General features: G+C 41.2%; 18 protein-coding genes and 2 riboswitches. Of the genes, 3 read left to right on the forward strand and 15 right to left on the reverse strand.

Features of this window, described 5'->3' with window-relative positions:
• Positions 1 to 20: 20 nt before the first annotated feature.
• Positions 21 to 389 carry a DMT family protein gene (locus tag QZR76_RS03235; RefSeq protein ID WP_294140348.1) on the forward strand — a complete coding sequence of 123 codons (369 nt, stop codon included), beginning with the start codon at positions 21 to 23 and terminating at the stop codon, positions 387 to 389.
• A 4-nt stretch (positions 390 to 393) separates the two neighbouring features.
• On the opposite strand, the gene QZR76_RS03240 is transcribed toward QZR76_RS03235, so the two are convergent.
• The 3 genes from QZR76_RS03240 to QZR76_RS03250 are packed head-to-tail and all read right to left on the reverse strand — an operon-like array spanning position 394 to position 3,624.
• A complete protein-coding gene (locus tag QZR76_RS03240) occupies positions 394 to 1,101 on the reverse strand; it encodes a class I SAM-dependent methyltransferase (RefSeq protein ID WP_294140350.1) in 708 nt (235 codons plus the stop codon).
• Complete coding sequence (locus QZR76_RS03245; protein ID WP_294140352.1) at positions 1,094 to 3,130, reverse strand: tetratricopeptide repeat protein; 2,037 nt, start codon at positions 3,128 to 3,130, stop codon at positions 1,094 to 1,096. The genes QZR76_RS03240 and QZR76_RS03245 overlap by 8 nt, the downstream gene beginning before the upstream one ends.
• Positions 3,121 to 3,624 (reverse strand): HAD-IIIA family hydrolase, encoded by a 504-nt coding sequence (locus tag QZR76_RS03250; RefSeq protein ID WP_363664443.1) that lies wholly within the window; start codon positions 3,622 to 3,624, stop codon positions 3,121 to 3,123. The genes QZR76_RS03245 and QZR76_RS03250 overlap by 10 nt, the downstream gene beginning before the upstream one ends.
• Before the next feature lie 230 nt (positions 3,625 to 3,854).
• Between QZR76_RS03250 and QZR76_RS03255 the strand changes: the two genes are divergently transcribed.
• Both QZR76_RS03255 and QZR76_RS03260 read left to right on the forward strand, forming a co-directional pair.
• Positions 3,855 to 5,669, forward strand: coding sequence for a potassium transporter TrkG (locus tag QZR76_RS03255; RefSeq protein ID WP_294140356.1), 1,815 nt, complete (start codon positions 3,855 to 3,857; stop codon positions 5,667 to 5,669).
• A gap of 21 nt (positions 5,670 to 5,690) precedes the next feature.
• Positions 5,691 to 6,359, forward strand: a complete 669-nt coding sequence (locus tag QZR76_RS03260) for a TrkA family potassium uptake protein (RefSeq protein WP_294140358.1) — start codon at positions 5,691 to 5,693, stop codon at positions 6,357 to 6,359.
• On the opposite strand, the gene QZR76_RS03265 is transcribed toward QZR76_RS03260, so the two are convergent.
• From QZR76_RS03265 to QZR76_RS03320, 12 genes are all read right to left on the reverse strand, one after another.
• The gene (locus QZR76_RS03265) at positions 6,339 to 7,061 is read right to left on the reverse strand and encodes an anaerobic ribonucleoside-triphosphate reductase activating protein (RefSeq protein ID WP_363664461.1); all 723 of its coding nucleotides are present in this window, start codon (positions 7,059 to 7,061) and stop codon (positions 6,339 to 6,341) included. The genes QZR76_RS03260 and QZR76_RS03265 overlap by 21 nt on opposite strands.
• On the reverse strand, positions 7,010 to 7,375 hold the full coding sequence (locus QZR76_RS03270) for an ATP cone domain-containing protein (protein WP_294140359.1): 366 nt from the start codon (positions 7,373 to 7,375) through the stop codon (positions 7,010 to 7,012). Before QZR76_RS03270 ends, QZR76_RS03265 begins: the two co-directional genes overlap by 52 nt.
• 101 nt (positions 7,376 to 7,476) lie before the next feature.
• A riboswitch (cobalamin riboswitch) is annotated at positions 7,477 to 7,657 on the reverse strand.
• Positions 7,658 to 7,813: 156 nt separating this feature from the next.
• A complete protein-coding gene (locus QZR76_RS03275; protein WP_294140361.1) occupies positions 7,814 to 8,719 on the reverse strand; it encodes a cation diffusion facilitator family transporter in 906 nt (301 codons plus the stop codon).
• A 10-nt stretch (positions 8,720 to 8,729) separates the two neighbouring features.
• Entirely contained in the window at positions 8,730 to 9,533 is an 804-nt protein-coding gene (gene zupT, locus QZR76_RS03280; protein ID WP_294140363.1) for a zinc transporter ZupT, read from the reverse strand.
• A gap of 250 nt (positions 9,534 to 9,783) precedes the next feature.
• Positions 9,784 to 10,806: an ABC transporter ATP-binding protein gene (locus QZR76_RS03285; RefSeq protein ID WP_294140364.1), complete on the reverse strand. Its 1,023-nt coding sequence runs from the start codon at positions 10,804 to 10,806 to the stop codon at positions 9,784 to 9,786.
• Between the two features lie 2 nt (positions 10,807 to 10,808).
• Positions 10,809 to 11,855: an iron ABC transporter permease gene (locus tag QZR76_RS03290; protein WP_294140366.1), complete on the reverse strand. Its 1,047-nt coding sequence runs from the start codon at positions 11,853 to 11,855 to the stop codon at positions 10,809 to 10,811.
• On the reverse strand, positions 11,852 to 12,973 hold the full coding sequence (locus tag QZR76_RS03295) for an ABC transporter substrate-binding protein (protein WP_294140368.1): 1,122 nt from the start codon (positions 12,971 to 12,973) through the stop codon (positions 11,852 to 11,854). Before QZR76_RS03295 ends, QZR76_RS03290 begins: the two co-directional genes overlap by 4 nt.
• Before the next feature lie 71 nt (positions 12,974 to 13,044).
• On the reverse strand, positions 13,045 to 14,955 hold the full coding sequence (locus tag QZR76_RS03300; RefSeq protein WP_294140371.1) for a hypothetical protein: 1,911 nt from the start codon (positions 14,953 to 14,955) through the stop codon (positions 13,045 to 13,047).
• A 25-nt stretch (positions 14,956 to 14,980) separates the two neighbouring features.
• On the reverse strand, positions 14,981 to 17,065 hold the full coding sequence (locus QZR76_RS03305) for a hypothetical protein (RefSeq protein ID WP_294140373.1): 2,085 nt from the start codon (positions 17,063 to 17,065) through the stop codon (positions 14,981 to 14,983).
• Positions 17,066 to 17,082: 17 nt separating this feature from the next.
• Positions 17,083 to 18,765, reverse strand: coding sequence for a PKD-like domain-containing protein (locus QZR76_RS03310; protein WP_294140374.1), 1,683 nt, complete (start codon positions 18,763 to 18,765; stop codon positions 17,083 to 17,085).
• A gap of 13 nt (positions 18,766 to 18,778) precedes the next feature.
• Positions 18,779 to 19,954, reverse strand: coding sequence for a YncE family protein (locus QZR76_RS03315; protein ID WP_294140375.1), 1,176 nt, complete (start codon positions 19,952 to 19,954; stop codon positions 18,779 to 18,781).
• A gap of 18 nt (positions 19,955 to 19,972) precedes the next feature.
• A complete protein-coding gene (locus QZR76_RS03320) occupies positions 19,973 to 21,895 on the reverse strand; it encodes a TonB-dependent receptor (RefSeq protein ID WP_294140476.1) in 1,923 nt (640 codons plus the stop codon).
• Positions 21,896 to 22,110: 215 nt separating this feature from the next.
• Positions 22,111 to 22,314, reverse strand: a riboswitch (cobalamin riboswitch).
• Positions 22,315 to 22,374 lie beyond the last annotated feature (60 nt).

A 22,374-nucleotide genomic window follows, 5' to 3' on the forward strand; every position in this document is an offset into this window, starting at 1 on the left:
AATGTGTTAATAATAAGAAAATGAAAGGGGTTTATACGATCGTATTACTTTTGGTGTCTAACATATTTATGACCTTTGCCTGGTACGGACACTTGAAATTACAAGAGACGAAGATAATCAGTCATTGGCCGCTTATCGGCGTTATCCTTTTTTCATGGGCGATCGCTTTTTTTGAGTATTGCGCCCAGGTTCCTGCCAACCGGATCGGTTTTGAAGGAAACGGAGGTCCCTTCTCGTTGATGCAGTTGAAGGTGATACAAGAGGTAATCACATTGACTATATTTATCATTTTTTCCATGCTATTCTTCAAAGGTGTTACCTTTCAATGGAATCATTTGGCAGCTTGCATCTGCCTTGTTTTGGCTGTCTATTTCGTGTTTATGAAATAATATATTAAAGAAGTATTAATTGATTCGCCAAATTATAAGCTTTGTCGTATAAAGAAAAAAAATCTTTGTTTTGGCAGCAGATGGCGATTCCACAACTTGTGATATATCTTTTTACGAACCATTGGTGCTCTTCTGCGTAAGCGAGAGCATGATTTACAGTATATTTTTTTTGTACGTCATGCATGATAATAGTGGAATCTTTGTGAGTGTATTCCAGTATATGAGAGAAATCGTTGATAGGAGCATTTTCATAATGATGCCCATCAATAAAAATAGCATCTAATTTTCTATTCTGGATAATTGCTGGCAGATCCAAAGGAGATTCTGCTTTATAAAAATATAAGATTTTTTTCAATTCTAATTTTGAGATGGCTTCTTTAATAAAAGTTATTCTTTCTTTTTCCATTTTTCCTTCGGAAAAATTATCGATACTGCCAAACCATCCTTTCCGTCGCATAGCATGTCCTATCCACCAACTGGAATAACCGAATCCAGTACCGATTTCGAAAACATTTAGGGGGTGAATGCAAGAGATGATGTTGTGTAAAAAATACGCTTCTATTTTCCCTATTGAAACAGGACGTTCGCTTCCTGGAAACGTGTAGTGTGGTCCCCAATTTTCCATATGTGCAGGAGGTTTCCCGTATTCCCAAATTTTAATTAGGTTGGTAGTTAGTTCGGTGATAATTGCTATGAAATCCTTATTATTCATGAATGTTGTTTATTTCGTATTCTTTTAATCCAAGTGTTTCAAACATGGCTAGAGCTTCTTGTTCTATTTTCTTGGCTTTTAATCTTTGAATAAAATTCTTTTGTTGATACAATTGAGCCAATAAAGATTTGCATTCGGCTATTGTATGTGTACGATGAATTTTTTCGGCTATTTTTAATCCCCTTTTTAGGCTTAGAATTGCTTGCTGATGTTGACCATTATATATTTCTATCGTTGCAATATTCTGTAAACTCCAGCATATTCCGGCGGTATAGTTATTCTTGGTGGCTAAAATGTAAGTTTGTTGAAAATAATCATTTGCTTTTTTATTATCGTACCCCCTGTGTAGTTCACCTATATAAGTGAGAATTCTCATCCTTTCCAATAAGTTATGAGAAGTTTCAGGAAGGTAGGTCAATGACCTTAATAGATACTCTTCCGATTTTTTTCTTTCTCCTTTTCTTTTCATGCTCATACCTAAGACACTAAAGTAAGTGCCCAGTGTTTCATTTGGTAAGTTTTTAATCTCCTTTTCTGTCAGTTCAACAAACCATTTTTTGAAATTTACTTCGTCTTTTTGCCGGAAAAATACCCAGGCAATGTCTGTTAGAAGGACGATTCGATCATTAAGGGAGATAGAGGAATTGGCATGATAACATGTAATATAAGTTTTGTTCCTAAGATCCCATAATCCGGTTTCCCATAAATACCACTTTATTGATAAAAGTAAGTTCTTACCGGCTTCCCAATCTGTAGTGAAAGCTTTGTTACAAGCTTCTAGAATATTATATAGTTCGTGTTTTATAAAGTCATAGTTATCTATCCTTTCGGATAAATCTTTTTGAATAATATTAATATAGGTCTGAGTAATTGCAGAGTTCAGGGATTCATTATCTTTTGGTGTAAGTTTTGATTTGAAATATCTTTTGGTTAGTTCGTGGCATCTATATTTTGTGATTAGATTGATTTTATCTAAGTGGATAATATCGATTAATGAAAATTCCGATAGATTTTTAATACACTGGTTGAATATGTGCGGTTCGATTTTCAGTGTTTGAATAATAACTTCTCGATCCAATGGATAGGAGTGAAGAGATAATAAGGAGGCAATTTTTTTTTCATTATCTCCTAAATTGTCAAATGAATAGCGGAATATGAAATCATGAATTTCTCCTTGAGCTTGTTCTAAATAATGGAGGATATTATAAATATTAGCCCCGTTTCGGATTTGTCCGCAAATATTTTTTAGAGCAAAAGGAGAACCTCCTGTTAGTTGATGCAATTTTTGAATGTTATTTTTAATTGTTTGCTCTTTCAGATCTAATTCTAATTTCTCTTCCTTAAGCAATTTGAGAGTTTCGGGTAATGAAAGACCTTCCAGTTTTATAATTCCGGTTTCTTCGAATTTCCCGTGTCTGCTGGTAATTAATATTTTGTTTGGTTCCAGAATATTTCGAATAAACGAATCAACAGCAGGATCATGAATTGTTTCATAGTTGTCGAAAACAATCAGGCATTTGTTATTGGGAAATAATTCGTTATTAATTTTAACCTTCTTTTCGTCCAATGATAGTTTTAGCCATTCGCTTTTGCCAAATACGTCAATGATCGTATCGTATATAATGTTCATATCCACATTGCCGTTTTTTCCGTCGATCCAAATGATTTTATTGAATTTGTTTTGAGAAACCAATTGGTGTAGAGCACAACAGGTAAGGGTCGTTTTACCGATGCCTCCGACTCCAACAATAGAGATGATGTGCTCTTGTGACGTAATAAGTTTGTGCTTTAGATTTTTTACTTGTACTTTCCGTCCGATAATTGTCGGTTTATGAGGTAGATTATGCGGTCTGCCAGCTTCTGCGATATTGGCTATTTCGAAAATCTTTTTCAGTCCAACTTTGTTGGTTGCTCTTACGAAAAACCAAAACTTTAAAAGATATTTACCTAACCAGAGGAGACCAGATAGTCCCAAAAAACATAAGATACCCCATACGATTTCAGCGACAGATATATTGTTTAATTCCATGTAGAAGACAATTTAATGAGGTCAATAAGATTTTTAATGATATAATCTGGTTGTATCCGAGATTCCTGAAATCTTTTTATATCGGAGGGAACAATACTGTAAAATACAGTCTTTATACCCATATTTTGAGCTCCCATAATGTCTCCGTTTATGTCGTTTCCTACCATAATGACCGATTCGGGGGTACATTTTAGGTGATTTAACATAGTTTCAAACATTAATGGAGCCGGTTTTTTGATTCCTATATCAACGGAGGTGAGTACATGTTCGAAAAAGTGATCTATGTCCATTTTTTTCAATGCTTGTCGTAATTGTAGGGAGGTGGTCGTTTCTGTGTTACTGAGAATATTTAAACGATAATGTTTGAACAGATAATCTAAAATTTCTCGAGCATGATCCTGTAATGTTAAGTCCATTTGGTCTAAAGTCTCCTGATCATCTATTCTTTGATGGATCAAAGTATCTCCTAAATCAAAAATTATTGCGGAAATCATACGAATAGGTGCTAAATCTGTGTTTATTGACAAATATAATGATTTATTAGACAAGCAAGAATATAAATGTTGTAATTTATGTTTTATTATTTACAATAAAGTGGTCTCTTGAATATGTTTGGTGATATCGAAACAAATGTTTACATTTGGAAGCATAGGAGCGGATTTTGCAGAAAAAAATGAAACTAAAGAGATTTTAATAACGTTTATCCTTTCTGAAAATAGAAGTTATGTTTTCAACAGAAATACAATATCAGTTTCGGAAATTTTACCGGATAACAAAAACGATTTTAGAAGGAGCAGGGCGTGTCGTATTGTTTCTGGCTTCTTTTGTGGCGGTCTTTTTAGTCGTCTATAAATTTGGTTTTAAGGGAGCTTCGGCGTATCAGGAGGAAATTTATAGCATGTACAAAGGGATAACCAATCTCTTTTTTATTTTTCTTACCATCCGGTTCCTCCTTAATTTTAAGTTATTGCGGGAAGAAAAAGGTTTCTGGTTGGAGGTCATTTTTTTGATTATTTTATTCGGTTTGATTGTTGCCGAATATCAGTTTTCTATTCCTGAAGTGATCGAACGAAATCCGGTATTGTATCGTTTAAATCGAATTGCGACCTATACGGTCGTTCTGATTTTGAGCACGATTTATCTTTCAAAAGAATTTTTTGTTGTGCTTAAAAGTAATGTTCGTCCCGAAATGATGTTTGTTATCAGTTTTCTGATGCTAATACTGATAGGGACTTTTTTGCTGAAACTGCCTACGGCGACTTACGAGAAAATCAGTTTTGTAGATGCGCTCTTTACGGCAACGAGTGCAGTATGTGTAACGGGATTGACGGTGTTGGAAACGGCAAAAGTATTTACGCCGACAGGGGATGTCATCCTTTTATTGTTGATTCAGTTAGGAGGAATCGGGGTCATGACGTTTACCAGTTTTTTCGCCATGTCGTTTCTGGGGAAAACAACCTTCCGGGATCAATTGGCACTCAAGAATTTATTGAATGAATCTTCTTTGAATAATATTTTCAGAACCTTGTTGTACACGGTGACGACAACTTTATTGATCGAGGCTGTCGGGGTGTATATAGTCTATCTGCAAATTCAGGATGTGGAAGGAATTCAGGATAAGTTCTTTTTTTCGCTCTTCCATGCCGTTTCGGCGTTTTGTAACGCTGGTTTTTCTACCTTGCCCGGGAATTTGTATGATCCCCTGGTTCGGAATATTTACGGGTTGCAGATTTGGTTGGGGCTTCTGATTGTTTTTGGTGGCTTGGGTTTTCCTATTCTGTTTAATTACGGAAGTTATTTTAAATATAAAATACGCTGTTTTTTGGTGTATTTGTTTCATGGAAAACGTAAGGTAAAATACAGGGCTCATATTGTGAGTACGACCACCCGAATCGTGTTACCGACTACCCTGATTCTGTTAGTGCTGGGAATGTTGTTCTTCTGGTGTTTTGAGAATAATAACGTTCTGGAAGGTCTTTCCTGGCAAGGGAAATTGGCGACTTCTTTTATGGCTTCCGTAACTCCCCGTACCGCGGGTTTTAATAATGTGGATATGTCTGCATTACATCAGGCTACTGTATTTTTATTCATTTTATTGATGTGGATCGGGGCTTCTCCGATGTCGACGGGAGGAGGAATAAAAACGACGACGTTTGTCATTGCTTTAAAGAATATGATAGCTATTCTCCGGGGAGAGGACCGGGTGGAGATCGGCAAAAGACAGTTGACCCGATTGAACGTAAACCGGGCTCAGGCAATTATTTTCCTGTCTTTGGCTTGGACGGCCTTGGCAGTTATGTTGCTTTTGATTTTGGAGCCTCAGGGACGGTTCGTTCAGATTGTGTTTGAGGTGTTTTCCGCATTGGGGACGGTAGGGTTGACATTGGATTTTACTCCGAACATGAGTGATGCGGGAAAAATTATCATCAGTCTTACCATGTTTGTGGGAAGGGTAGGGTTGATCACGCTATTGTCGGGAGTGATCAGGCAGCGGGAAGAAAAACTTTACAGGTATGCTGATGATACGGTCATTTTATAATGAAATTAATTTTTGAATGATATGAAGTGTATTGTTATCGGTTTAGGACATTTTGGCGTGGCTTTATCCCAGCGGCTGACAGCCTTGGGACATGAGGTCATCGGGGTGGATTACGATTTGAGTAAAGTCAATCAATACAAGGATACCATTACAACGACCATCGCCCTGGACGTCCGGAGTGAGCAAGCCTTGGGGTCTTTGCCCCTGAAAGACGTGGATATCGTGTTTGTGGTTATTGGTAAAGATTTCGGTACCTCGTTATATGTATTGGCTCTTTTAAAACAATTTGCGGTCAAACGTATCGTTGCCAGGGCCATATCGGATGTGCATAAGACGATTCTGGAAACTATGGGGATCACGGAGATTATCAATCCGGAATGGGAATATGCCGATTTTTTTGCCTTGAAAGTAGAGTTAGCGACAACGATAGATTCTTATGTGGTGGATATAGATCATGTAATTATCGAATGGGAAGTCCCTGCCGGATTCGTCGGGCGCAAATTGGGAGATGTCGATTTCGAACGGGAATTCGGGCTGAAATTAATCACTTTAAAGCGTTTACAGGAGAAGGAGGATAAACCTACGGTTCTTTCTGACCTGACCGATGAGCTGATCCTTGAAAGAAGGGATATTCTGGTACTTTTCGGTTTGCATAAGAATTTCAGAAAGTTAGGAGTCCAATTGCAATGAGTAGTTTTTTAAAATGTCTCCGTTCCGAAACTCTTGTAAAAGAAAAGGGTCTTTTTTGAATTCTTCTTTTATAGCTGCCAGCTCTTCTTCTGTTTGTAACCCGGGAATGACGGTTGTCCGGAAAAGATACTCTATGCCTGAGGCCCGGATCGTACGAATGGATTCCTGTATTTTTTCCAATAATCCGGAAGTCATGTTCGGGCTTATTTTCCGGTAGGCGGTTAATGTTAACGCGGATTTGATATCCATGGCGACGGCATCGATCCAATTTCCGGTAATGAGTTCCCGGAGTAGAACGGGATGGGTGCCGTTCGTGTCCAGTTTTATGGCAAACCCTAATCTTTTTATTTCCCGGATGAACGGAAGGAGATCCGGTTGAAGGGTCGGTTCACCTCCGGAGATAACAATCCCGTCCAGCCATTGTTGGCGTTTGGACAGAAACGAAAATAGTTCCGTTTCCGTCCATTTCTGATTTTGACTAAAAAGTTCCGGTAAGACAAGAGAGGGATTGTGACAATAACCACACCGGAAATTGCATCCCTGGGTGAATATAACGGCTGTCACTCTTCCTTCCCAGTCAATCAGACTTTGTTTTAAAGTGACCTGGGTGGAAATATGTTGATTTAATCCTTGTAAAGAAATAGGACGAATTAGCGCTTTAACGTCAGGTAATTGTCCATTACTTCGATATTGGTAAGCAATACCTTGGAATTCCGGATCTGTTCATGTTGCTTCCGGTAGAGCAGGTAAATTTTCAACAAGTGGAAATCTCCGTGTTGGAAAAGAACCAATTCTACCGTATCTTGTACGATCTCCACGTGGGGAATGATTCCTTCCGGGGTGTTGGATTTTAGAATTTCAATTACCTTGTTGCAAAGGTTATGTGCTGTTTTACGATGAGGATTTCCCGTGGCTCGCATCGCTTTGAAGATCGCTTGTTCGATTTTTTCCGCTTTAAAATCGCAAATCTCCCCGTTGCGTTTTACAATTTTTGAAAAAGAGCTGTTTTCGTTCATTTTTAAAGGTTTTAGTAATGAATAAATAAATTTACTATAACCTTGGGTAGAATGAGAATAGTTTGGCTGGCAAGCTTTCTCCTCACTTTTCACCCGAAAGTTACGGATATATCGCAATCGGCAGGTCTTCTGACTCGCTTTTTTCGATCTCCTTCCCATCGGTTACTCGACAGTGGATTCCTTGATCGAAAAATAGAAAAGCTTACAGCTACGGGTATAGTCCCGGATTTTCACCGGGTTCCCTATTGATCACAAACGTGAACCGAATGCATGACGAAAATAAATATAATTAGTACAAGGTGTATATTAATTTTTGTTTTTAACAATAATTCTATATAAAGTATTTTATTAATATGCTTATATAGATATTGTTATGTATATTTTTGGGAAACTTCGTCTAATGTATTTGTGATAAAGTTTTCATTTTTGGAAAATAATTCAGTCTGAATATTCTTTATGGCAATCCTTACAATGGGCTCCCGGCTCTTCAAATTCCAACGTGGCATGAACAATGCCGATATGTTCCAATTCGTGTTTTAGGTTACATTTTATGGTTTCCATTCGGGACATATCATCGATGATGACGTGTACGGTAAGAGCGGTTTCTGTAGTACTTAAAGCCCAGATGTGCAGGTGATGAAATCCTTTTACTCCATTGGCAGAAGCAATGGTTTCTTCGACCTGCTTGTAGTTTGTTCCGACGGGAACCCCGTCCAGGGATAAACGAATACTGTCTCGTAAAAGTCCCCACGTGGAATAAATAATGATTGCGGCAATTCCGATTCCGATAAGCGGATCGATCACGTCCCATCCGGTACGGGCGATGATCAGTCCGGAAACGACAACTCCGACCGAGACCAAGGCATCTGCGGCCATATGTAAATAAGCTCCCTTGACGTTCAAGTCTTTTTCCTTATCTTTCATAAACAGCCAAGCTGTTATCCCGTTGATGATAACCCCTACTCCGGCTACCCAGGCGACGGCGTCCCCGTCAACCGGTTGGGGATGGAATAATTTGTTGATGCTTTCTCCCAGGATAAAACCTACGGCAATCAGCAGGATGACGGCATTTAGAAGGGAGGCCAGAACCGTGCTCTTTTTGTAGCCGTACGTGTATTTGGTATTGGCTTGTACACGGGATAGCCGGAAAGCCAGCATGGCCAATACAAGGCTGAAAACATCGCTTAAGTTGTGCCCTGCATCCGAGAGCAGTCCCAGGGAATTAAACCAGAATCCGGCGACGAATTCGACGACCACGAAGGCCATGTTTAACGTGATCCCTATGATAAAAGCTTTGTTTAGGGAGGTAATTTCATGGTGATGATGTTCATGTGTATGTTCCATATCCGTCAGGTTATGCCAGTAAAATTAAACTTAAAGCCATGATACCCATCCCGGAGATAAGTCCGTAGATGGAGATATGGTGTTCTCCGTATTCCCGGGCGGCAGGGAGTAGTTCGTCAATGGAGATGAAGACCATAATGCCTGCGACGGCCGCAAAGATGCATCCCATGAGGATGGGTGACATAAAAGGCATAAGTACTAAATAAGCTAAAAGAGCGCCGATCGGTTCGGCCAGACCGGATAAGAGGGAATAACGAAATGCCTTTTTACGATCTCCGGTTGCATGATAGATAGGGACCGAAACGGCGATACCCTCCGGAATGTTGTGGATGGCGATAGCGACGGCGATGGCAATTCCCAGAGTCGGACTTTCCACGGCAGCCGTAAAGGTGGCAATGCCTTCCGGAAAGTTGTGGATGCCGATGGCTAAAGCCGTCATCAGCCCCATTCGCATCAATTTTGTATCCTTGGGAGGGGGAGTATCCATGCTTTCGACGGAACGAACTTCGTGAGGATTCTCGAAAGAGGGAACCAGACGATCGATAACCCCGATCAGTAACATCCCTGCAAAAAAGCAGAGAACCGTTGCCGTCATGCCGTATTTTGAACCTAATTCGGCAGTGAGGGAAGATTCTGCCTGTTGAAAAATCTCTACAAAAGAGACATATATCATCACGCCGGCGGATAATCCCAACGAGAACGAAAGAAAACGTTTGTTCGTGTGATGGGTGAAAAAAGCGATTAAACTACCGATACCGGTTGCTAATCCTGCAAACAAGGTCAATAATAATGGAATAAATAGACTTTCCTTCATGAGTTCGATATTATCCGGGTTATACCCGATGTTTCTTTCGGAGGTTTCGTTTAATTGATCTTACAAAGATAAATTTTTTGCAAGTATGGGAAAGCTTCGGGAAGGAAAATGAAAATTCACATCCTCTTTTATTCCTGAAGAGTGTGAATCAGGCGATGATTAAGTTTTTGTAAACCTGAAAACCAACGTGTATTGTTCTGGTACGAGTGCCGGGTTAGAAATTTGTCGTTTTTATGTATTAAATGGTCGGTTACGGTAGTAATTTTAAGGATTCAATTAGGTCGGCAAAAGAGTGTATGGGAATTTCCTGTTTATTTTTTAGGAGGAGAGTCATGTCCTGAGCCGTTTTTATTTTTAATACCGGATGAGAAGACGGAGCGGTGTGACTTGACAGGCAGATATAATGGTTCCTGTTTAGAGCATTGGTCGCCCAATGTTTTAGGGTGGAATCTTCCGCCTCTACAATGATGTGGTGTTCTCCTCGTATGGGAGGGTAGTAAGTTCCCTGGTTACGGTCGAATTTTATTTTTTCCCGATCGAATAAGGTGTCCATGCTATCATTGAAAATCAGGTCTTCCGTTACCCCGCAATCCAATCCTTTTGTTCTGGAAAGCAACCATAAACGATCTGCCAGGATAAGAGCCTGTTCTATATCATGAGTGGATAATAAAATTGTTTTCTTTTGTTGACGGGCGATGGTATGCAGGAGTTGCATGATTTCGATACGACTCGTTACATCCAGAAAGGCGGTAGGTTCATCCAAAAAGATCACGGGGCATTCTTGTACCAATGCTTTGGAAATCATTGCTTTCTGACGTTCGCCATCGGATAATTCGGCTATATAGTTATTGGATTTGTTCTGTATTCCCACCGCAAGAATAGCCTCTTTGACAATTTTGTGATCGTTTTGATCGAGTCGACCGAAAAATCCGGTATGGGGTTGTCGTCCTAATGAAACCAATTCATAGACGGTTAATCCTCCGGCTTGGGTACGGTCCGTGAGTACGACTCCTATTTTTCGGGAACGCTCTTTTTCCGAGTAGTCGGATAGGGGTTTACCCTCGAATCGCAATGCCCCGGCTAATGGGAGTTGAAACGCGGAGAGAGTACGCAATAAAGTTGATTTACCGGCACCGTTAGGTCCCAAAAGGCAAACGAGTTCCCCCGGGTATAGTTCGAAAGAGAGGTGTTCCTGAACTTTAATTGTCTCTTTTCGACCTTTTTTATACCCGATGGTTAGGTTTTGAGCTTGGACGACGGGAGTTGCTTTCATATTCAGTTAAAATATTGAATCTTGCGTTGCTTAATAATGACATAGATAATTACAGGTGCTCCCAATACGGGTGTTACGGCATTTAGGGGAATGATACCTGATTCTCCCGGTAATACACATATCAGATTACACAATAAGGCAATGGCTCCTCCCAAAAGCATCGTGTTCGGAAGAAGGGAGTTGTGATTTGAAGTTCCCAACAGCAGACGGGCAACATGGGGTACCGCCAATCCGATAAAAGCAATAGGTCCGCAAAAAGCGGTTGTAATGGCTGTTAGTAATCCGGTGGCGACAAGTAGCAAATTGCGAACTTGTCGGATGTTGATGCCTAAGTTTTCGGCATATCGCGTACCCAACAAAAGAGCGTTCAAAGGTTTTATCAACGATAATGAAAGAAGTAGTCCGAGAAGGCAGGTAATGGAAAAGAAGGGTAATTGTTCCATGGATACACCGCCGAAATTTCCCATTCCCCATATAATATAGGAGTGGACACCTTCTGCCGTGGCGAAGAAATTAAGCAGGGCAATGAGGGAAGAGGCGATATAGCCGATCATGATTCCGATGATCAACAGCATGATATTACTTTTTGTCAGAGTAGAAAAAAACAAGATCAACCCCATGACCAACATGGAACCGATAAACGCTCCGAGGATAACTGCCAAAAAACCGGATAGACTGAAAACACCTGCCGAAATAACTCCTCCTCCCAGTAGCATGACGAGTGCCACACCTAAGCTGGAACCGGTAGTGATACCCAAAATAGAGGGACCGGCTAAAGGGTTGTTAAAGGCGGTTTGTAACATTAAACCGGAGGCTGCCAATGCCGAACCGCATAATAATGCGGTTATGCTTTGGGGAATCCGTGATTCCCAGATAATAAACGTCCAACTGTTTTTTTCAACTTCCCGGCCGCACAATATGTCCCAGACAGCACCGACTGGTATGTGTACGGAACCTATAATCAGATTGCAGTACAGCAATATGATGATAACTCCTACGAGTAGTAAACCGAATCTTTGACCGGAAGATGTTGGAAGCTGGATGTTCATTCTGTCAGTTTTTGAAAATAATGCGGATGATAATTTTTTATTAGTTCCGGATGAAAAATGGAAATCAGGTCTTTTAATAACAATTCCGGATGAAAAGGAGATTCTTCATAAAAGGCGACTTTACCCGTGTTGCATCCGTAAATATTTTCTTCTTGAAAAGCTTTGAATCTTGCATATGGAGCGTAGTCCGATTTTAATTCGCGGAGGGTTTTGTCTGTCGTCTGATTGTATTTTATCAACCAGAAATCAGCATCGTGTCCTTTGTCGAAAACGACTTCGAAGGCAAGGGGAATAGATCCGCTCCGGGGGTCGTCGCTCCATAGATAACGAGCTCCGGCATCCGAATACAATTGCCCCATCGTACTTTTTCCACCCGGCACGTACCAGGCCGATCCGCTTTTTAACTCGCTGATAACGGAGGGTTTTGACGGTACATCCCGGGCCAGTTGGCGCAGTTGGTTATACTCTTTTTCAACGGATGAAAAGAGAGAGTCGGCTGTTGCCGCCTGCCCGAATAGTAACCCGTAAAAACGCATCCATTCTGCCCGCCCTAAAGGAGAAGTCTCCATGTAATCGGCACATTCGATAATCGGTACGTTTAGCTTTTCAATTCTTCCGTAACCGCCGCTGTTTTCGAACGGAGAGAGTAAAATGGCATCCGGATGAACATCTATGATTTTTTCTATATCCGGATTCAGGCTGCTTCCTAAATTTGAGATTTTTCCGGAGGAGCATCCCTCCTGTATTTCAGGTAATTTAATGTACTCGATATCGCAGACCCCGGCAATACTGTTTATTGCGTTCATTTCTCGGATCAGGCTACAATGAACGGAGGAATATACGATCGCTTTGGATAAAGGGATCTTTACGACCGTTCCTTCCGGGAGATTGGCCGGAACCTCTTTCTTTTTTGAAACGAGTATATAGGTATGTAGTGTTTGGGTCGTGTCCCATGGATTTCGTAATCGGGCGATCGTGTAATCTTTATAGGATGTGAGTCGTAGATTTTCGGTATGTTTCAAAGGAATTGGAGAGCCTGTCGCATTTGAACCGGAAGGTTTGTTTTTACAGGAAGAACAGAAAATAAGAAAACCGATGAGAAAAATATAAATTTTCATAGATGCGAGAATATAAAATTTTAAGATGAAGATACAGCCGGAAAAGTCAACTTTTCCGGCTGTATATAGTTTTATGGGTTCCACAAGCCGTTTACCATATCCCGGTAAGTCGGGTTATATTCATTATCGGAAACTTCCCATTTCCCTTCGGATAGGGTAGGAATAACTCCTTTTATTCCTTTAAATGAGGTCAGTTTTTCATTGTACTGGATTTTTACACTACCCACGTTTTTTAAAGAAGTAAAACCGTTCAGGTCGGTTATATTTTTATTCGTGTAGTATGAACTGAAACCGCGTAATGCAAACATTCCGCCTACGCTTTGCAGGTTGGGAGCTTGAACGTCGGACATGTTGCTCTGGTAATTGGCCGTGCAGATGTAGAAATCGCCTTCTACCGTTTCCAATGCCGGAAATGCCAGAATGTCCACGTTAACGCCCTCGGCTTTGATGCTTCCTAACTTTTTTAAGGCGGATAGATCGAGCGTTATTTTATTTTGTATCTGGATATCGAAGTGTCCTCCGATTTCCGTTAACTGGGGTAAATTCATACTTCTTGCAATACCGTAAACGAGTAAAGTGAAATCTCCGTTTACTTTTTCAATATCCAAAGTTCTGTCCTGATCCGGTATATTGATATAGTACCTCAATTGATCGACTTCCTTAATACCAGATATAAGGATATTGGCCGTCGAAACATTGATATATCCCGGGAAGACGGCTTTGCCGGTAAGGGTTGCCTGATTTTTAATGTTCTCAAATTCTATTGTTGTGAGGTTTTCTATATTTGAAATATTTACTTCCTTTAGTATATCGTTGTATTTGATCGCTAACTTGGGTACTTTTTTCAGCGAGGCAAAATCTGAGAGATATTCGAACGGAACAGACATGATCGTAAGGGTCCCTCCTACCTCCTGAAGGGAAGAGAACCCTTTTAGGTTGCCTATCGACGGAATTTGGTACAGATAACAGTCTCCTCCTACATAGGATAGAGCTTTAAATCCGTCCAGGTTTTCTGTTGCCGATAAATATTCCAGGGTTAATTTACCCCCGATAGATTCCAAAGCTTTGAATCCGTCCATATTTGTGATTGTGCTTACTCTTGAAAGATTCAATTCTCCATCGATTTCTTTTAACGAGGAGAGCTCGAGCTCCAGTAATTTACTATTGGAAGATAGGTCTAAATTCCCCCATATCCTTTTCACCTTTGGAGCGGAAAGTTTTTCTAAGAAAGAGATCGATTTTAACGTTACGGCACCTCCGATGGAAGTTAATTCCGGAAAATCGATGGTTACGATTTTACTTTGGTTGTAATCCACGTACAGAGTCTGGGCGATCTCTTTTAATTTCGGCAGAGAGAGTTCTTCCAAGTTAGAGCCTTTATTGATTTGCAGGGCTCCGACACATTCCAGATTTTCTAAACCTTCCAGCTTCGTTCCCTCGTAAGTTGGGTTAATAACCAGGTCATATTTTACTTTTCGTAGTTTGGCCAAAGGTGCGAGGGTGGTAATTGTTTCTTCCCCCTCCGTCTGTCCGATGGTCAGGCTACCGTTTACTTCGTTTACATCCTGTGCGGCGAAAGCCTCCAGATCGGCTTGCGTGGCCAATACGATATTGCCTTCGTGGGCAATACATCTTTTCTCCACGATATAGGTATAAGTCCGGTTACTTCCGTTATACGAGGTAACCGTAAAGATTTGTTTGTTATCCCATTTTTTTACCTCCGAAGGATCCGGAGAGAGTGTGGCGTTTTCGCTCGTACCGATCGTGGCGGAAATCCCGTCGAACGTGAAGTTTTCGGGAACGATTAATTTGATGCTGTCCCCGTGAATGATCGTGTGCAGAGAACTCTCTCCTTGTTTCAACCGGAAAGAGGTTATGTAGTTATCCCCTCCTGTAAAATCGCTTTCGTCATCGTTACAACTCATCACAAGGAGCGAGAGTAGCGAGAAGAGTATGGTTCTTTTTATAAATAGCAATTGCATATCGTATTCTCTTTAATATTAAACTTTAATTTTGACCGGACTCCGTCCATTGACCGTTTTGTAGCATCTCGAGCGTCGGATTGTATTTGTTTTTATCCGTTTTAAAAACAGTAATTCCCGAAATCGCCTGTCGGAGACCTAAATAAGACTCCAATGCTGACTGATTGGTAATCTCTACTTCCTTTACGCTTGTAAGGGTGGAGAATCCGTTTAGGTCGGTTAACGCTTTATTGGTATAATAACTGCTGCTCGTATTCAGAGTCAGTTTATTCCCGATGCTTGTCAGAGCCGGCATATCGATAGAGGCGAAGGAGTTACTGTAGTCGGCCGTTGAAATGGTCATATTCCCGCCGACTGTTGTCAGGGCCGGCATTCTCAAGGCAAAGTTTTTAGAGAAATTGTTGATATATAAATCGATACCGACCTTCTTAAGAAGAGGTACGTCAAATTCGGTCAAAGAGGTCATGCTTGATTTTAGGGTAAAGTTTCCGGTAATCTCTGTCAAGTCCGGAAATTTTAATGTTTTAAAGACACTCGTATTTGTGATAAGATCTCCGTTTACTTTCTTTATTCCTCGTGCGTCAATGTTATATAAACGGGATCCGTTTAAATCTAAGCCTCCGACCTCTTCTATTCCTTCCAACGCCGGGAAAAGATTGTCGGTTTGGGAAACGGACGAGGTACATTCCAATCGGAGAATTCCGTTAAATATTTTGTCTCCGATCACTTTTGTATTCGATAAGGTTCCGTTTGTCAAATTGAGTGTCATAATCTCCAAACCTTTGATCTGGATATCGTTTACATTATTCAAGTTAGACAACTTCAGTTCATTGATTTTTTTCAATGATGCCGGGGCTTCGAATTTCTCCAGATTTGCAATGGTTTGAATAGTGAATATACCTCCGACAGAAGATAAGGCGGAAAATCCTTCCAAATTATCCAGCTTGGATAAATTATCCAGGGTTAAATTACCGGTCACTTCATGAAGTGCAGGGAATTTACACGAACTAATGGAGTTATTATTCAGGTTGATCTCTGTTACCCGCTCTAATTTGGGCATTTCCAGTTCGATGATTTGACAATATTTGATTTCTAATTTTCCGGTAATCTCTTTTAAAATAGGTGTGTTCAGTACTTTCAGGATTGCTTTTGAGGTCTTGGCAAAAATGGAGATACCACCGCAACTCTCCAAAACGGGAAGGTCGATTCGTTCTGTTTTCTCTAAGTATTCAACCGAGAAAGTTCCTCCGATTTGTGCTAAATTAGGGAAGTAGATCGTCGGAATAAGGGCAATATTGCCTGATTTAGAAGAGCAGTTTAAATTCCCTTCCACCTCTTCCAAGGCAGGGAATTGGATCTCAGCGAGATTTCCGGTTATATTCAGGTCTCGCCCGATATGGTTTAATTGGGGACACATAATCTCTTCTACCGTCATATTGTTGACCGTAAAATCTTTTCCCACCGAAAGTAAATTAGGAAATTCAATCTGTTGTAGGTTTTTACCGGCCTGAATAGAGATTCCTCCCACTTTTTTAAGATTTTCTAATCCCAATAGATCTTTTCCCGTGTACCGGTTATTTATAATCAAATCGTAATGAATTTCCCGGAGATTGTGTAACGGGGCCAGGGAGGTAATCGAATCTTCGCCGGAGGTCCGGGCAATAATCAGATTTCCATTAATGGCTGTGATTCCGCTAACTCCGAAGGCATCTACCTCTTCTTGAGTAGAGAGTTGTATACTTCCCTCCCGCGTATTTTGTTCTCTTTTGACGATATAGAAGTAACTTTTTTGTGCTCCGTTTTTAGCATTTATTTTAAAAAGCATCTCTTCGTCCCATTTGGTAATTTCTTCCGGGGAAGGAGTTATCCGGGCGTTTTCACTTAATTTCACCTTTGCTTTGGCTCCCTGTAAAGTGAGGGTGGCCGGGGCGATTATAATAATACTGTCATTCACCAGTTCGGCTTCCAGCGTATTGCTACCTTGGGTCAGCGTGAAAGAGGTCACGTAATTATCGGTTCCGGTAAAAGGATCGTCTTCATCGTTACATCCCATTGTTCCTAAAAAAAGAAAGAGAGTGAGGATATAAAGGGTTATATTGTATTTTTTCATAATTCTTATTTGAATAATTATTTATCCATTAAATGATAATCGTAAGCGGCACAGCATTCTGTGGACAACTCCCCGATATTTTCTGCCTTGGAACTTACTGCGGTTTGTACCATAACGAAATCAATGTATTTTAATTTTACAGGAGTTCCGTCTCGTTGAACGGCATTGTCGATATCAAAACAATCCTTGTTTGTCCCATAATTGTCCACGTATCCCCATTCATAATCCTGATGTTTCCATATTCCTCCGACATCCTCGGTCTGAGCGGCCAATTTAGTCCCGAATAGGGTATAGCTGTTCCCCTGGATAAACATCGGGAAATAATAATCTTGAGAGTGGTAGATATTGATATCCACGCTTCCGGTTTTTCCTTCGTTGTCGACCCAGATCACGTTGGCATGAGCCTCTTTCGGTTTATAGTAGGTTATGGCGTATTGGCGGGTGGTTTGTTCCGGGGTGGCGCTTCCTTTCAGTTCGTACCAGGTGTCGTTCGGTAGTCCGTCTCCGTTTTCATCCTGCATTACCCACACGATGGCCGGTTCCGAATTACCGGAAAAAGCGTTGCCTTTTATCTGTAGATCGTATTCTCCCGTCTTGTTTTCCACACTGTGGTCGAAGCCCATAACGATATATCCCCCGTAAGCACCGAGGAAGGTATAACTCTCGTTGGTAAGAATAGAACGGGCATCGTTTAAAGCTTGGGCGGCAGTAGAACCGGTCTGGTATGAATTGAATTGATTCGGGGCCGGAATATATTCGAAAATATCCGATACTTTTGCGGAGCTTTCGTTGATGATAGCTCTACGATGAGTCTCTTCCGGTTCCGTGCAGGTTACATCAGCTTCCGCGTATACGGTTTCAGTTCCCTCTTTGACCGACACTTTTAAGCGATAGGTCTTTTGTTGTGTCGGCTCGAAAGTGAAAAATGCGGATTTTTCGCTTTGTACGGTTCCGTCCACACTCCATTCGTAAACGGCATTACCGGAGATCCCGAATGTCGTCGGGGCCATGACTAATTTTCTGCCTAACGGAACCGTGAAACCGGGAATCCTATTGTCTGAAGGTAAACGGTAATGTCCGTCACTAAAGATCAATTGGGCTTGGATAACTTCGAGAACCATAACCTTGGTCATGTATACAGCTTCACCGTCTTCGTTTTTCACGGTCAAGGCCAGTTGGTATTCACCGGACTCCAGTTGGTTAAAAATTAGTACGCTGTCAGTACCGGCGATTTTTCCGTCTATTCGCCAGGAATAGCTGGCTCCTTCACTATTGGCTACCGTGGGGGCAATCGGGCAATCTATCCCGGTAAACGGGGCAAAAGAACCTTCGAAGGAGATCTCCGGAAGGGCTTTGTCTACCACGGAGACTTTTACCTGCTCCTCGACACTTCCGTTATCCGCGTCTAACCGGAAATTAACAAAATATTCTCCGGCCTGTTTGCCGCTGAATAAAAAGGTGGTGTCCGTGGAGACGATTTGTCCGTCTAACTTCCAGGAGTAAATAGGATTTACGGCATCTTTGATCTGTGCTTTCAACACAACCTCTTTCCCGATCTTGACACGATACTCTCCGTTTTCACTATTGAAGGTCAGATTGGGTGCGCCGATATTTACTTTATCGTCATCGGAGCAGGCATGGAATAGTCCGGTAAAAATACTCCATGATAAGATAATATATAGGATTTTTAGCTTTTTCATAATAACCGATTTTTTATTTTAAATCTTTTAAAGGTTTTGTTGTAAAAACGATATGTGCCGGAATATCTCCCGTAGTTACTTCCCATTTTTTCTTACCGTCTGGAGTAAAACAATACAGAGTCCCCGGAGTGATGTAATCTTTGGCGTCCGAAATGTATATTTCTTTGGTTTGGGGATTTACCGCCAGAGCGTAAGGAATCTCTATGGATTTCTCCGTTCCGTCCGTGATAAAATTCCTGGTTACAATTCGTTTCTTTCGGGTATCGTATATGGCATACGTAATGGTATATTTCTGGGTAATCTTGCTGTACTCGGAACTGTAGGCATAAAGCGAATCACCGCAGAGGTAAAGTTGGCTTGCCGGAAAATTCAGGATGTCTGTCACGATGTCTTTTCTGGGGTCGATGACATAGGTGTTGGAGTGTATATTTTTATAGTCTCCCCGGGAGGTAACGTAAATATTGGCGTTCCGGTCGATTTTCATCCGGTGAAGATTAATGGCTACCGTAATTTTTTTTATCTCTTTAAAGTTATTCAGGTCGATGACTGAAACGGTATTATCGTACTTGGGAACACGATATCCTCCGGAGTTTGCCACGTAAAGTTTATTTCCTGCTATGACCATCTCCTCGGGTTGGTAGCCCACGGTACAGGAATCGAGTATTTGCAAGGTGGCCGTATCTATTTTGGCGACATATCCCAATCGGGCGTTGGGGTCTATTTCTATTTTCCCGGCATAGGAGCTCACGTAAGCATATCCTTTGTCAAAAATGATATAACGGCAGTTCGGGATAGAAACGGTCCCGATGTGTTTGGCCGTGTTAACATCCATGACCTCTACCATATTGGAAGCATTGATAACCGCGTATAATTTGTTACCGTAAATTTGAATATCATTACCGACATCCCCGAGTTCTTTTACCACGGAAGGATTCCTTTCCGGAAAAATATTCTTATGGTATTTTCCGGTCGTATAATCGAGATAATCCAACGTCGCTTTATTACTACCCATATTTCCTTCATTCAATAGAAAGAATCCTTTAATAGGACCCGAACCTGAGACTGAATCGCTCGGAATCACCTGAGTGATGACCGAAGGGATGATCTCTTCTTCGTCATCCCGGCAGGAAGAGAGTAAAAAGACTCCTGCCAGAAAGAACATGCACACGTAAAGTTTTAGTTTGCTCATACTTAAATAATTGATTTGTTAGATTTCTATATTTATCGTAAATTTCACATTGGTACCCGGCATGGGATAGCATTGTACCACTTCGTATTGCTGGTTCAATAGGTTATTGACCTCTGCTGTCAGACGGACTTTCGTTTTTTTCCATAAAAAGGTTTTGGATGCGGAAAGATCGTTGGTATACCACTCTTTAGCTTCGTTTTCCGGGATATTGGCACTCGCTTCGTACCGTTTCCCGGTATAGATAAAACTATAGTTTAACTCCCAGCTTTTATAGCTGCCGTTCAGAATGATAGATCCGCTATGCCAGGGAATATAGGGGATTTGGTCTCCGTAATAGGAACCTCCCGGCTTGGAAAAGTCTTGTGCTTTCTGATACGTATAATTGATTCGGGCGTCCAGTAACCATTGTCGGCTAAAACTCCAATGGGATTGTAAAGCTACGTCCAGTCCCCGTATTTCTACTTTTCCCAGGTTGACCATCGTCCAGCGGAATTGATTGGATGTTGGCATGGCGATAATCTTGTCCGTCACCTCGTTATAGTATCCGTCAACCTGTATTTCGAGCCCATTGAGAGCGGAAAGGGTATAGTTTCGAGCGTAAGTTATTCCGACGTCGTATTGGGTGGTGTATTCCGGATTCAGGTCTTTGTTTCCGATAAAGGTATAATACAGGTCGTTTAAGGTCGGCATCCGGAAAATACGTTTGTAAAAAGCCCTGAAATTCAAATTTGTCTCTTCCCACGGTTGCCAGGAGAGAATAACGGTAGGTGTATATTCCTGTTTGCTGCCTGCGGCGGCATTTTTAACTTTGGTTTTGTCGTTGACGAAAGTTCCTAACAAACTTGCCTGTATGTTTAAACGTTGGAGATGAATGGCGGTAGCAATGGCTATTAATCCGGTATACCGGGCAGGATACACGAAGTCGATCAGGTCGGCATTCAATTTATTCCATTGAAAATCGGCGGATAGATTTAGGTTCCAACCGGGTAAAAGACTGAATAGATTGGCAGAGGAGAGATAAATCTCTTGTTGGCGATAGTGATTGTTTACGTACATGGTGGATGCATCCAAACGGGGGTCGGAGAGATAATGCAGATAGTCGTAAGCATATTTTCCGTTTATAAGCATGCTGTAACGGCTAAAGTATTTTTTAAAAGAACCTTGCAGGAAAAAATTGGAATCCCATTGACGATCCTGATTTTTGAATTTACCGGGTTCTTCCCGTACGGATGCTCCGGGATAGCCCCGCTCGGAATTGTAGAAGTAGGCTTTTGCCTTCCATTCCCCTTCTCTTATTTTGCCGAATAAACCATACTCTGCCCGGATGGAGTAAACATCTCCGTTTTTACGTACTTCCGTCGTGTCGTAACCGTTTTTCTTTCGATAGCTGAACTTGTATCGCCCGTTGGTATACATGTACTCTGCACTTAATGAACTGTTCACGTTTGTACTCAATCGGTTTTCCAATAGAAAGGAGGGATTGGCCAAACCGAAGGAACCGGTTTTAAACGTGAGTTTGGCATTGTATTTCTTACCCGTGACAAAGCGCGGGATTCTGGAAACCATGTAGATGGATCCGGCTGAGCCGAAATCCTTGGCTGATTGGAAGATTGCACTTCTTTGTCCGTTATAAAGGGAGATGGATTCCATATTATCCAAAGAGAATCGTCCCAGGTCAATGGTTCCGTTTTGTGCGTTTCCTAATTCTATTCCATCATAAAAAACTCCCACGTGCTGGGTTCCCATACTACGGATATTAACGGTTTTCAATCCACCGATTCCCCCGTAATCCTTAATTTGTACTCCGGAAAAATAGCGTAAGGCATCCGCTACCGAGTGTACGCTTAATTTTTGTAAAGCCGCCCCGGATAAGATTTGTACGGGAATAATCTCTTTTTGTATCTGTTTGGCGGAAACAACGGCTTCCTTGATGTGATACATTTTGGTCGTATCCTCTTGGGCATAAACTCCTGGTGGTTTTAACAACAATAAACTCAGGCCTATAAGACGAAAACAATTCATTTTTAGCTGTTATTAATATGATAAACAGCTCCCTGGAAAATATCCTGCGGTACAAATAACGGAATTACTCTTTTGTCATGAAGAATAAATCGGATTATGTTCACGTTTGTATCCAAGCTCTACTCCCAGAAAGCTTAAGATTATACGATGTTGGCAGGTCTTCTGACTTACTCCATTTTCAAACGCCCTTCCCATTTCGTGTCGAAACAGTGGATGTGAGTATTGTTCGAAAATTTTGGCGGAGCTTACAGCAGCGGGTCTGTTCAGGATTCTCACCTGATTCCCTTTTCACCACGTTTCGTAAAACGAAGCGTGACACCAAAATCGATTGTTTAATCGGGAACAAAAGTAGATAACATTTAGTAAGAAACAAATAAAATCCGAAATTAAAAATTTGA

The organism is uncultured Sanguibacteroides sp. (assembly GCF_900543425.1).
Taxonomy (GTDB): domain Bacteria; phylum Bacteroidota; class Bacteroidia; order Bacteroidales; family Marinifilaceae; genus Gabonibacter.

Bases quoted from the DNA above. Each gene is read 5' to 3' on its own strand.
- QZR76_RS03255 (WP_294140356.1), top strand. From the start codon at position 3,855: ATGTTTTCAACAGAAATACAATATCAGTTTCGGAAATTTTACCGGATA.
- QZR76_RS03285 (WP_294140364.1), bottom strand. From the start codon at position 10,806: ATGAAAGCAACTCCCGTCGTCCAAGCTCAAAACCTAACCATCGGGTAT.
- QZR76_RS03240 (WP_294140350.1), bottom strand. From the start codon at position 1,101: ATGAATAATAAGGATTTCATAGCAATTATCACCGAACTAACTACCAAC.
- QZR76_RS03310 (WP_294140374.1), bottom strand. From the start codon at position 18,765: ATGAAAAAGCTAAAAATCCTATATATTATCTTATCATGGAGTATTTTT.
- QZR76_RS03290 (WP_294140366.1), bottom strand. From the start codon at position 11,855: ATGAACATCCAGCTTCCAACATCTTCCGGTCAAAGATTCGGTTTACTA.
- QZR76_RS03295 (WP_294140368.1), bottom strand. From the start codon at position 12,973: ATGAAAATTTATATTTTTCTCATCGGTTTTCTTATTTTCTGTTCTTCC.
- QZR76_RS03315 (WP_294140375.1), bottom strand. From the start codon at position 19,954: ATGAGCAAACTAAAACTTTACGTGTGCATGTTCTTTCTGGCAGGAGTC.
- QZR76_RS03250 (WP_363664443.1), bottom strand. From the start codon at position 3,624: ATGATTTCCGCAATAATTTTTGATTTAGGAGATACTTTGATCCATCAA.
- QZR76_RS03305 (WP_294140373.1), bottom strand. From the start codon at position 17,065: ATGAAAAAATACAATATAACCCTTTATATCCTCACTCTCTTTCTTTTT.
- QZR76_RS03235 (WP_294140348.1), top strand. From the start codon at position 21: ATGAAAGGGGTTTATACGATCGTATTACTTTTGGTGTCTAACATATTT.
- QZR76_RS03245 (WP_294140352.1), bottom strand. From the start codon at position 3,130: ATGGAATTAAACAATATATCTGTCGCTGAAATCGTATGGGGTATCTTA.
- QZR76_RS03270 (WP_294140359.1), bottom strand. From the start codon at position 7,375: ATGAACGAAAACAGCTCTTTTTCAAAAATTGTAAAACGCAACGGGGAG.
- QZR76_RS03260 (WP_294140358.1), top strand. From the start codon at position 5,691: ATGAAGTGTATTGTTATCGGTTTAGGACATTTTGGCGTGGCTTTATCC.
- QZR76_RS03300 (WP_294140371.1), bottom strand. From the start codon at position 14,955: ATGCAATTGCTATTTATAAAAAGAACCATACTCTTCTCGCTACTCTCG.
- zupT (WP_294140363.1), bottom strand. From the start codon at position 9,533: ATGAAGGAAAGTCTATTTATTCCATTATTATTGACCTTGTTTGCAGGA.
- QZR76_RS03320 (WP_294140476.1), bottom strand. From the start codon at position 21,895: ATGTATCACATCAAGGAAGCCGTTGTTTCCGCCAAACAGATACAAAAA.
- QZR76_RS03275 (WP_294140361.1), bottom strand. From the start codon at position 8,719: ATGGAACATACACATGAACATCATCACCATGAAATTACCTCCCTAAAC.